The 12981-nt window shown below is 40.2% G+C and carries 6 protein-coding genes; all 6 read right to left on the reverse strand.

Going from position 1 to position 12981, the window contains the following annotated elements; all coding sequences use genetic code 11:
- Window positions 1–222 precede the first annotated feature (222 nt).
- Complete coding sequence (locus PaeCFBP13512_RS02960; RefSeq protein WP_137221045.1) at window positions 223–1554, reverse strand: glycoside hydrolase family 125 protein; 1332 nt, start codon at window positions 1552–1554, stop codon at window positions 223–225.
- Window positions 1548–5069, reverse strand: coding sequence for an alpha-mannosidase (locus tag PaeCFBP13512_RS02965; protein ID WP_137221047.1), 3522 nt, complete (start codon window positions 5067–5069; stop codon window positions 1548–1550). The genes PaeCFBP13512_RS02960 and PaeCFBP13512_RS02965 overlap by 7 nt, the downstream gene beginning before the upstream one ends.
- Window positions 5070–5141: 72 nt before the next feature.
- Window positions 5142–7442 (reverse strand): glycoside hydrolase family 3 N-terminal domain-containing protein, encoded by a 2301-nt coding sequence (locus PaeCFBP13512_RS02970; RefSeq protein ID WP_137221049.1) that lies wholly within the window; start codon window positions 7440–7442, stop codon window positions 5142–5144.
- Window positions 7443–8158: 716 nt separating this feature from the next.
- Window positions 8159–9673, reverse strand: coding sequence for an ABC transporter substrate-binding protein (locus PaeCFBP13512_RS02975; protein ID WP_137221051.1), 1515 nt, complete (start codon window positions 9671–9673; stop codon window positions 8159–8161).
- Window positions 9674–9886: 213 nt separating this feature from the next.
- Window positions 9887–11755 carry a cache domain-containing sensor histidine kinase gene (locus PaeCFBP13512_RS02980; protein ID WP_137221053.1) on the reverse strand — a complete coding sequence of 623 codons (1869 nt, stop codon included), beginning with the start codon at window positions 11753–11755 and terminating at the stop codon, window positions 9887–9889.
- Window positions 11756–11757: 2 nt separating this feature from the next.
- The gene (locus tag PaeCFBP13512_RS02985) at window positions 11758–12840 is read right to left on the reverse strand and encodes a response regulator (protein ID WP_069327840.1); all 1083 of its coding nucleotides are present in this window, start codon (window positions 12838–12840) and stop codon (window positions 11758–11760) included.
- Window positions 12841–12981: the final 141 nt, after the last annotated feature.

Genomic DNA, 12981 nt, shown 5'->3' on the forward strand with positions numbered 1-12981 from the left:
GTTTTTTCGTAATGAGGGTGGGTAAAGGTTAACAAATTTAGAAATAACTTTAGTTGAATAATAATGCTTGATAAAGATTGGTTAGTTATCGTTTTGTTTTCTGGTGATGATGTTGTACTTTTGTTATTTTGTACTCTTTTACTATAACTGATTTTATTAAGTTACGCATTAAGTAATTTTTGAAATAATGAATTTCAACTTTATTCAACATTATGATGTGTTTTATGATGATGGCTTGGTAAGTAAACCTTTTTGTATCGCTTTATAGATTAACTGTGAAAATAAGCTGTTGGACCATGCAAACCATGGGCGGGTAAAGATTGTGGGATCGTCTGAATGGAATCCTTCGTGCATATAACCTGTATCTGCATCGGTAGTTTCTAATAAATGGATCATGTCTACTATTTCAGCATCATTATTGGCTGTTAATCCTTGCATCGATAATCCCATATGCCAGATATAACCTGCTGGTGTGTGAGGGCTACCCATGCCTTTGGCAGCTTTTCCTTCGAAATAGTATGGATTTTCGGTACTTAAAATAAACTTCCGTGTATTAAGATACATCGGATCGTTCACATCACAATAACCAAGATAAGGCATTGATAACAAGCTTGGTGTTCCTGCATCATCTACCAGACAATAATTGCCAAAACCATCAGTCTCATAAGCATAAATATTGCCATGTACAGGATGACGATAAATACCATATAGTTCGATACCATGCTGAATTTCTTCTTCCATTTCAGCCAATTCGGCGCAGAACGCTTCATCACGATAGACAGCTCGTACCATTTCTTGCATTTGGCGCAGAGAAACGACAGCGAACATATTGGAAGGAATACTGTAATGAAATTCGCAAGCATCATCACTAGGACGGAAAGCTGACCAGATCATTCCTGTGTAGTTAACAGGCATCCCGAGTCCCTTATTACGGATCGTATCAATTGCCGGACAATTGCGTCTGGTAAAACGATACGGTGATTCTTCCATATGACGTTGTTCTGTTCTCCATAATTGGAAAATAGTACGCAACCCTTGCTTAAAACCTGCGTCAAAAATATCGGTATTGCCACTTGTTTTCCAATAGTGATACGCCAAGCGAATTGTAAAACAAAGCGAATCCAGTTCAAACTTGCGTTCCCAGACCCACGGGCTCATCTCTGTCTCATCTGCCGGGTCCCAATGCCAATCATTCGCAGTTTCATTAAATGAATTGGCATATGGATCTATCTCTAGATAAAACATATGTCGTCTAATCAATCCACTGATTATTCGTTGTAGCTGTTTATCTTCTTTACACAATGGCACATAGTGCATTAACTGTTCGACCGAATCACGTAACCACATTGCCGGAATATCGCCTGTGATTACGAATGTAGAGCCATCGTCCATTAATTTGGTTGTAGTTTCTAATGTATTTGGAAAACAATTGCGAAAGAGTTCAGCTAACTTTGGACGATCTACTAACGCTTGCTCTGCTTCTGTTAGCACATCCTGAACGGCCTGTGGCAGTTCGAATGTGGACATTTGAACATGTTCTAATTTTTCTAGCATGATGATAGATCCCCCTTATTCCATTTCAATGTTTTGATCTCATAAGGTTTGAAATGTAGCTCTACAAGATGATCGGTGATAGTTAACGTGTCTAGATGATCTTCCAATATATTGACCAATGTCATTACATGATCGGTGGTATCTTCTGCTTGTGCAGGTAATTGAATATGCGCTTTACCTCGACTGCCTGAAGATTCATAGAGACGGATAATCGTTCCTTGACCATCTTCTGCTAGCTTCATCGTATCTAAAATAACATGCTCACTATCATACGAGAAAATAGAATAGGATAAATTATCCTGCAACTGACTTGGTTGTTGTACCTGTTCAGCTGTAGTCTGGAATTCAATGATTCGATGTGATGCTGGTTGATTAAGTTCTGCGGCGGCACGCACAATATGAGCTTCACGCCAATTGTCACCATGTGGTAATAGCGAATACGTAAACTCATGATGACCTATATCTGCACCTTGATCTGGCCATTTCGGTGCTCGTAGTAAAGACAGACGCATATTGCAGTCTTTAATATCGTAGCCATATTTACAATCATTAAGCAGACTAACTCCATAATTACCTTCTGAAATATCTGCCCAGCGATGTCCACAGACTTCATACTGTGCTTGATCCCAACTGGTATTCCTATTCATCGTACGTTCTAGAGCACCAAAAGGAATCTCATAGGTGGCTTGCTCTGCAACGAGATCTACAGGGAACGATACTTTTAGTAATTTGTGACTTTCATTCCACTCTACCTCTGTTTTGAAATCGATTCGGCGATGATCGGTATACAAGAACACTTTTTGCGAAATAATCGACTGCCCAATCTGCCAGCGGAAGTGTAAAATATCGCCTGTCTGTCCATGCATAATGACTTGTGAAGAGATCAATTGAGCTGTATCTGCAATCTGTTCTGCAAAATGTGGATCAATATCCCACGCATCCCACAGCAACGGGCGATCATGATAAAAGCCGAACACATTGCCATATTGATGTTCTTTCAACACTTCACGTTCATACTCTTTATCATACAAAGACGATATCTCACCTTGTTCACTAAACTGGATACGATAAAAAGGAGTTTCCCATACTGCTGGAACAGATTTTCCTATTCTATCTTCTACTTCTACCGTCGAATGAATATCTGCATATGCTGATACTGTATTCATTTCATCCTCTGCACGTAACCAGATCACTTGATAATCGAATGCTGGAATTGATGGTACATAGATACGTAGAGTGTATTTATTTTCCAATTGATCATTATTTTCTGTGGATAACTTTGTTGTTTCTTGAGTTGTAGCTGAATCTGTATTGGTGGTATGTCCGGGTAAAATAGGCTGAGCTGCTGTAAATAGAAGCTTCGGAACATCCGCATGAGTTGATTGTGTAGAAGGTATACTTGATGGTTCAAGAGTGCTTGGTGTCACTAGATCACTGCGCAGTAATTGCCCTGCTTGATCATAGACTTGCACATCTGCTAACTCTTCGCCACCTTCGATCTGTACCCATTCTCCACGTTCCCAACTTAGACTGTTAAATACGGCATAGGCTGTTCCATGATATTGATTAGAATATGCAAGCTGTTCTGCGATCATGGTTGTCCACGGAGTTAGGGCTTGATTCAGAGCACTTTCTCCAATACGTAAAATCTGAGCATATTCCACTTCTGAAGTATCATAGACTTCAGGAATTGCTGAACCTGGTACAATATCATGAAACTGATTGAGCATAATACCGAGCCATCCATTTTTAAATTGTTGCTTGGTAATCATGCCATCTTCTGATTGCTCAAACAGACTTGCATGTACTGACAATCCATCATCTGCATGTTGCTTAGACAACAGTTGTGACTTTTGAAATGAAGCCTCTTCTATGGATGATTCGACTACCGATGTCTCTGTTAGACTATGTTGATTAAAATAAATAGCTGTTAACCGTTCCCAAATCTCAGCTTCACGATAAAGGAGTTCTGCTTTGCGATTGTGGCGTTTATTCCATGCTTGTGTTGTATACGTTCCCCGGTGCAATTCCAAATACAGATCGCCACGCCATACCGGCAGATCATCGGCTGACTCTAACGTTTGTGCAAAAAAGTCTTTAGCTGTTCCAAATTCAGCTTGCGGTAACCCCACCATCAAGTCTGCATGTTCTACATATTCGATCATTTCATGAGTGACTCCCCCGCCACCATCGCCATGCCCGTACAATAACATTTGCTGAGGATGGACATCTTTTTGACGGAAATATTCCCAGTGCTCTCCAATATCTTTGGGAGTTGTCGATTCATTCACACCATGATTGAGATAAGACAATATTGGCGTTCCATCAATGCCTACCCAGTGAAATAGATCATACGGGAAGATATTGGTATCATTCCAATTGAGCTTGGTGGTCATAAAATAATCGATTCCCGCTTGACGCAACAATTGCGGTAAAGATGCGCAATATCCGAACGTATCCGGTAACCATTCAATCGTTGAAGTGATCCCGAACTCATCACGGTAAAAGTGTTGTCCATACAATAACTGACGTGCTAACGACTCCCCACTAGGAATATTCAGATCAGGTTCTACCCACATTCCGCCTACCAATTCCCAGCGACCTTCTGCGATCCGTTCTTTGACTTTGGTGTATAGCTCTGGATAATGATCTTTCACATAAGCAAACAGTTGTGGCTGACTTTGAGAGTAGATAAACTCAGGATACTGCTCCATTAATGTACACATCGTTGAAAATGTACGACTGGATTTACGTACCGTTTCACGCACAGGCCACAACCATGCGATATCAATATGTGATTGTCCGATCATATACATATAGCCATTGTCTTCTGCTGTTGGAGCAAAAGCTTGTACTTGTTCTCGTAATAACTGTTCCAGTTGTTGCCACGGTTCTTCCAGTTGCCATGATTCTTCTGGAAGATTATAAGCGGCATTCATCACTTGTTCTAACGCTTTCTGAATAGCGATTCGGCGTAATTCATTTTCAGGTAAACGGCGCATACTATGTAGCAATACACGTACACTGTACATTAGACTACGCAATCCACCATTGATGCTTACTAGACTGGCATTGTATCGGCTTAATGGAGCTACATATTCAGGTTGCCCATTAAGTGGATCGTGCGGTTCAGGAATAGGATCGTATAATTCAATATCTAGCTGAATATCTGTACCAGTATAAGATTCTCTTAAAGGAACAAACGTATGATTTTTATCCAGCCCATGATAGAACTCGCCATTGATTTTAAGTAATCCTTCTCCACCGCCTGCACTGAATACTAAGCCGACAGGATGTGCTGACCATGAAGCTGGAATCTGCTCTTGCGTGTGTAAAAAGTAAGTAATGCCATAGGTGGATCGTAAGCTCATATCACTGTTCTGACGTGGAACTGTGATCTCATAATGATCAGGTGTCACATAACGTGCTTCTTCTACAGTCCATTGATTCAGTTCTTTGGTCTCTAACCATTGCTTGATAGATAAATGTTTGATAAAACGTTCGATCCGGTACATATACTGCCTCCTCGAATAGTCATTGATTTAAGTATCATCTTATATCTATATTCATTTCATATCCCTTAGAGATTACCGAACCGTCAACGTCACGACCTGACCTTCAACCGAATTGCTACCAATTTGTAAATGGAACTCGCCGGGTTCGACAATACGATCCAATTGAGAAGTGACTAATTCCAAATGTTCTGGTGTGAGTGTGAATGTCACAGTCTGTGTCTCGCCAGGTTGTAAAAAGACTTTTTGGAATCCTTTCAGTTCTTTTTCTGGACGAGTGACAGAAGCGAATAGATCCGTCAAATACAATTGAGCCACTTCCCAACCTGCGACTTGCCCTGTATTGGTGATCTCTACACTCACTTGAGTATGTTCATCACGCACAATCTCAGCAGGACTCACTACAGGTAAACTGTATGCAAAAGTGGTATAGCTGAGTCCATATCCAAAAGCATAAGCTGGTTGCAAATCCATTTCCAAATAACGTTTCCCACGTGTCCGCTTACTGTTGTAATAAACAGGCAACTGTCCAACATGTCTAGGAACAGATATAGTCAGCCGACCGGAAGGATTCACTTCGCCATACAAAATCTCTGCTAAAGCATGACCGCCTTCTTGCCCTGGATACCATGCTTCAATAATCGCATCTGCATGTTCATCAATCCACGGTTCCGCTACAGGTCGTCCATTGATATAAATTACAATCAACTTTTTGCCAAGTGCATAGATCTGCTGACATAATTCGAGTTGCACTCCTGTCAGATTCAGATTGGAGCGGTCGATACCTTCTCCACATTCCATATCGCTTTCTTCTGAATCATGCACTAGTGATTGCCCTGTCCGTAAGTCTATCGTTCCTTCGCCAAAATCGCGTGCACTTGATCCACCTAATACCAGAATTACGGTCTCTGCTTGCTTGGCAGTCTCTAACGCAAGCTCGAATCCTTCCTGTGACTCGTCTTTGATCCGACACCCTGGAGCATATAGCAGTTGATCGCTGTCTACACCGAGCTTCTGGCGAATCCCTTCTAACACCGTAATCACTTTGCCTGCGGGTTGAGGTGAAGTGTAATCACCTAATTGGTTATATGGTTTATTGGCATTGGGTCCAATCACTGCAATTTTTCCAGTAGATGTTGGTTGTAAAGGTAATGCTTCATTTTTATTTTTGAGCAAAATAATCCCTTGTCTCGCCACTTCACGAGCCAGTTCAATATGTTCTGGACTGTGGATCACCCGGGCAGCACGTTCGGGATCGACATAAGGTTGATCAAATAGACCCAACTGAAACTTCACTTTGAGTAGACGGCTAACCGCTTGATCCAAATGGGCTTCTTGCGCAATGCCTTGCTCTAATGCGGATTTGAGATATTTACCAAACATATAACCTGACATTTCCAGATCAATTCCTGCTTGTAGCGATAAGGCAGTCGCTTTTTCTCCTGTCTCCGCGACATTATAGCCGTGCACTAGCATATTCATAGCGCTTGCATCTGTAATAATAAATCCATCAAATCCCCACTGCTTGCGCAGTACTTCATCTAATAAGTACTCACTGGATGTACAAGGTACCCCATCAATTTCGTTATATGCGGTCATGACCGATATTGCTCCTGCTTCAATCGCTTTGCGGAAAGGAACCAGATCGATCTCATGCAATTCTTTCATTCCCATATGTACAGGTGCGGCATTACGTCCACCTTCTGAAGCGCCATAACCGACAAAATGTTTTAACGTGGCGATTACGGTATCTGGTGAATCTAAGCCTTTTCCTTGTAGACCCATAACAGCGGCGGCGGCAAGTTCTCCTGCGAGATAAGGATCTTCGCCATATGTCTCCTCGGTTCTGCCCCAGCGTGGATCACGCACAATATCGAGTACAGGGGAATAGGTCGCTACTCCGCCCTGACTACGTGTCTCTATCGCTACCGCTTCACACATTTGTTGATACAAAGCAGGGTTCCATGTACTTGCGGCAAGCAGTGGAACTGGATATACCGTAGCCCCGATTGCCATATGTCCGTGTGAACATTCTTCGCCAAACATCAGTGGAATCCCTAATCGGGAATGTTCGATCACAAAGCGCTGGATATCATTGAGTGCGGCGGCTCCTTCTGCTGGAGACAGCCCTGTTTCCAGTGTCACTTCTGTCCACGGATCGGCACGTAATGTCGCATATAATGAACCAATTTTACCCTGGCGGATATCTTCTTTGAATTCTTCAGTAAGGGTAACGGTTCCATCTTCATTTTTGCTAAAAGTACGCCAGCCAAACAATTGGATCAGTTGCCCTACTTTTTCGTCTAATGTCATTTGAGCAAGCAAGTCTTGTACGCGTTCTTCGATTGAAAGTGCTGAATTTTTATAGTTGGTCATGTGTGATCATCCTTTCAATTGGAGTTGCAGGGTAGGAATAAAGTGGAAAGTTTCTGCACGTCTAGGTGTACACCGCTGCGGGGGAAGAGTGGCTATTGTCGTCGCTGGTGTAAAGAAATCCCCGAATGAACCGCTTAGCGGTCGGGATTTCTTTACAAAGGCGAGCGCTTCGCTCTTTCATAGCCTCTCTTCCCCCTCCGCTCTGTGCTAGGTGCGAATTTCTCACCTTTATTTCTAGCAACTTGGGTGGGTAGTGTAGGGCATGGTAAAGATGATAGTGATGTAAGATAGAAATATTTAGTTTTGCTTTTAGTATAGTGATTTGATTTAAACTTGGATTTAAATTTAGGTTTTTTAGGTTTGGTTTTGGTGAGAAGTTATTACTTTTTGGCTGTTAGTGTATTAATAAGTGATAGTCTGGTATTTTTTACTTTATTTATTTTGCTTTAGTTCCTTTTTATTTATTTGCATATGGTTTGAGCTCATGAGTTTGAGATAGATTATTTAGGATTATGAATAGCATCTTAGTTAAAAAAATATATAGATTTCGTGATCTTTGGTTTCTTTTAAAAAAATTGGCTATATTAACTACTTCTGTTCTTGAGGTGGGATACCTGTAAATTTTATTTATTATTTGATTTGTTTAAAAAGAAAAGGACGGAATGGGGGTTCCGTCCTTTGGTGTGGTATGGAATTGCTGGTGGTGCTTTTGGAAATTAGGAACCGGTTTGTTGGGATTTCCATGTGTCGTATTGAGTTTGCATTTCAGCAAGCATATTATCTACACCTGCGTCTTTTAACTTCTGGATAAATTTAGGCAGGTATTCATCTGGATTAACGGTTCCGGTGACCAGTGGTTTGTAATATTCACTGATCACATTATTAATCGCAGCGATCTCAGTCTGTACCGGTGTGGTGTCAAAGTTAAATCCTAATGCTGGTGCAGGGGTGTTATTGTCTTCGAACTTTTTGAATTGTTCTAACGTATCTTTAGGATACGATTGATCATAGTAGAACATATTCACATTTCCCCACATCCAACCATAACCGTAGTCATAATCTGGATTAGCGGCATCTACACCTTTTGCAGGCTTGATAAATTGATCATCGACTTTGGTATAATCTTGTCCTTCAATACCGTGTACAAATAAGTTCGCTAATGTTGGATCAGTGTATAGCAAGTTAAGGAACATCATGGCACGTTCTGGATTTTTCGATGAACGAGGGATCGCATAGGCGCCGCCTTGAACATCACTGGTTTCCACAACGCCTTTACCTAGATTTTGATAATCCAATTCATATCCTAATTGAGCACTGCGTTTGTAGACATAGTTGGGAGCATATAGTAGAGAACCGGCAAACACTTTGCCTGCTTTCCAATCGTTTTCGCTCTGGTAATCGACATCTTTAGGTGTATAGCCTGCTTGATTCCATTTGTAAGCTGTTTCCACGAACTCTTTAAATTCAGGTGTATCATATTGATTGAAAATTTTATCGTCGGAACGGGCATAATATGGTTTGTCGCCTACATTGATGATACCCGGTAAGTTCCAGTCACCTGACATATGTTGGACAGGGAAAGAGCGATACATTCCTTCTGTACCATCTAAAGCAAGAATACTTGGATCTTTTTCATGTAAAGTCTGTAAGATCGGCTCCATGTCTTTCCAGGATTGAATACCTGCTACATTTAATTTATATTTATCGACCAGGTCTTTACGGAATAAGACGCCTACTTGGTGACCGATTTCTTTGTAGATCGGTACAGCATATAATTCTTTGTTCACTGTCATCCCTTTCCACAGGGTATCAGGAATTGTTTTTTTCAAATCTTGTCCGTACTGATCCAGTAGTGGAGTTAAGGGTGTGAAAGCTTGCTTGGAGACGTTGGACAAATAGTTATTGGTCCATGAACTTGTAAATACGATATCCATAGGTTGACCCGATGCCAACATCACAGGTACTTTGGTTTCAAAGTCACTGCCTTCCATCGTTACTACTTTGATCGTAGCATTGATCTTCTGCTTCAGATATTCGTTCACTTTCTCCATCACTCGATCTTGACCTTTCATCGGCGTTGCATAATTGTAAAAGATCAATTCGACAGGAGCGAGCTTACCATCTGCTGTTGTTCCGTTACTTTCTTTGGAACCGCCACAGGCAGACAAGACAATAGATAACATCATAATCACGACTAGACTTAAAGACCATGCTTTTGATTTGCGTAACATAGACCCATCCCCTTTTTCGTTCTTTATCCATCTTCACTGCAAAATAATGTTATAAAACCGTTGTTTAAAGAATAATATGTACTTTTTTGTAATCGTAACGTACAGGGATTATTCTTTAGCCACTCCTTTAGAATTCTTCTTCTGGAATGGCTCAAACTTTGTATCTTTATTATCCTTCAGGCTGTCAGAAAGGTGTACCGTATTTTCTTTAGATTAGGTGGATATTTTTTTGGTAAGCGTTTTCTTACTTACTTTATACGGAATAGTGATGACAGATTTCATTACATTATCTGTATAATAAAAACGTAAACCGAACATATTATCTTCATAATGCAACTTAATTCGCTGATGAATATTGCTAATTCCGATTCCATCTGAGCTATGCAATACTTCTTGCTCTCGATCCAAATAATCATTTAACAATGCTGTATCGGTTCCTGGGCCATTATCTTCTACAATAATGCGTACCACGATACCGTCTGTATAAGCGCGTAATACAATCTTGCCTTGATCGGCAATTTGTTCTGTGCCATGTAGGATCGCATTTTCGATTAAGGGCTGAATAATAAATTTGGGCAATAAATAATCGTATAGTTCAGGTTCTATATCATAACTCACTTGAAAATTATCGCCATAACGAAGAGATTGAATATTGACGTAATTCTGCACATGCTCGATCTCTTGTCGTAATGGAACTTGTTCATTGGGTTGCTTAATACTGTATCTCAAAATATGAGCCAGTGAAGATACCATGGTGACAATATCATCTTCATTTTTACTAAGCGCCATCCAGTTAATCGAATCAAGTGTATTGTATATAAAATGAGGATTGATCTGAGCTTGCAAAGCTTTCATTTCGGCTTGTCGTTCTCGTTCGCCGCTTTCGATTACATCGTCTACTAATCCATTGATCCGTTTCATAAGATTATTGAACTGACGATATAACACACCCACTTCATCTTGCTCTGGTGGCTCAATAAATACATCCATTGTCGAGCCATCTTTGATATTTCTCATTACATTAGCTAATTTGATCACCGGACGTGCAATACTGTTGGACAAAAGTAGAGTAAAGCTTATTCCTGCTACAATAACAGCTACTGTAATTCCCACGATAATATCGAAAATAATCGACAACCGATCTGTAATATCACTATAAGGAATTAAGGCGATTAGATTCCAGCCCCATTTAAGCGGATACGTATCTGCAATATAGCGTGTCTGATTGTACTTAAGATCACTGGTTCCGCCGATATCCGTATACTGCAACACAGGTGCTAAGTCAGGTGTACGGCTAATATCCATTCCTTTTAAAGTAGGATTATTGCTATACAAGACTTGATTATTCTGATCTGCTAATAATAATTGTGTTCCCTGTGTCAGTCGTGAAGCTTCAATCTGCTTACCAAATTCAGACGTATCAATCGCAATCACAATAACACCCATTTCATTAGTGGTATTGAGAATTAAGGGATTACGTACTTGCTTGGCAAAATAAACACGGTCGCGATCGTCATTTGCATAAAAGATATTTAATGTACCACTTAATTCAACGGTACGCTTAAACCACTCTTCATTTTCCGCTTCATCTGAATTGAAAAAGCGATTAGAGCCTGTTCCACCGGGTAACTTACTCAACTGCTCTAACTGAATCGTAGGTAATTCTGCGGCAACAGGAAATGTATTTTTGACAAAAAAAGTAGCTGAATACGTACTGACCACATTACTCAACGGCACATCCAGATACTTGATAAATTGCTGATTGATTGTATTAAGATCCCGATAACTTTCGATATCATCAAATGTCGCTTTGTTAAGAATATCAGCTATCGTTTTGTCTGTTGAAAAGTAGTATGTCGCCTGATCGATGCTATTCTCTACATTTTGCACATTACTGCGACTTTGAAGCATAATATTCTGCTGATCTTCCAGCAGTTGTTCTCGCATAATGTTCATAAATACAAAGTACAGTATTCCATTAGACAACAGTGCAGATAAAGTAATCAGCACGATAAATAAAACCGCAATTTTGATTTTAATGCTCGCTTTGGGGATGAAAGACATCGACTTGTTTTTGAACACGATTATTTCACCTCAGCATCAGCACGTACACTATGGTTCAGATATAGATTTCGATATTCTGAAGGTGTAATACTTTCTACTTTTTTGAATACACGGGCAAAATAATGCGGATCTTGAAAGCCTAATTTTTCCGAAATACTATAGATCGGCAAAGACGGATCAAGTAACAACTGTCTGGCTTGATCGATGCGTTTCTGCGTAATATATACATTTAATTTCACACCGGTATTTTGACTAAATACTGCACTAAGATACGCAGGTGAACGCTCCATATGATAAGCAATATCAGCAAGTGATAGATTTACATTGTAGATATTGTCATGTACATACTGCTTCACATATTGCACTAATGAATGCTGACGATCTTCCTTCTTCTCGGTGGCTAGTTCATTGACCTGACGGAACAGATCATACGTAAACGATATCGCTTCATGACGGGTTTTGAGATTATAGAGATCATCAAAACGTGCGGATTTGGATTGTAATAACGTAGACGCTCGATCTCCGCCTACCCCTTGATAAAAATCAAATAAAATATTGAGTAGACGCATACATAATTCTTTGATCTCATTATGACTGGCTGTGGATAACGCTAATTCATGTTCAAATAGTTCTTTGAAAAAAAGCAGATTACTTGTTTTGAGTGCTTCATAACAGTTCAGTTCCAATTGACGATTAAAAAGGGAAGAATAATGATGTAGCTTTTCGTTTTTGCGACGGGAGACTTCTTGAATATAAGTGGTTAATTGGCTGATTTCTTTGCGTCCCATAGGCTTGACGATATACGTATCTACTCCGTATTGCATCGCCTGACGAGCATAATCAAATTCTTCATGAGCACTGAGTAACACGATTGCTGTATCCGTCATTAATTCACGAATACGACAACATAATTCCAGACCATCCATGATAGGCATTTTGATATCGGTAATAATCAGATCAGGATGCAGACGCAAAGCAATTTCTAAAGCATCTTTGCCATTACGAGCTTCTCCGATCACTTCTGCTCCTAATTCTTGCCATGGAATAATATTACGAAGTCCGCGGGATACTATGACATCATCATCAACAAGTAATACTTTCATCACCCAGCCACCTTCTGTCGAAAATTGTGAAATTGTGTCGTGATTGATTAATTACGCTTATCTTACCGTTATTCTTTAGTTCATGACAAGTCTTCTTACATCTAATTTCACTTGTTTTCGAACTAAATTTTTCGTTTTTTC

Origin of the sequence: Paenibacillus sp. CFBP13512 (assembly GCF_005233705.1) — a bacterium.
GTDB lineage: Bacteria > Bacillota > Bacilli > Paenibacillales > Paenibacillaceae > Saccharibacillus > Saccharibacillus nuruki.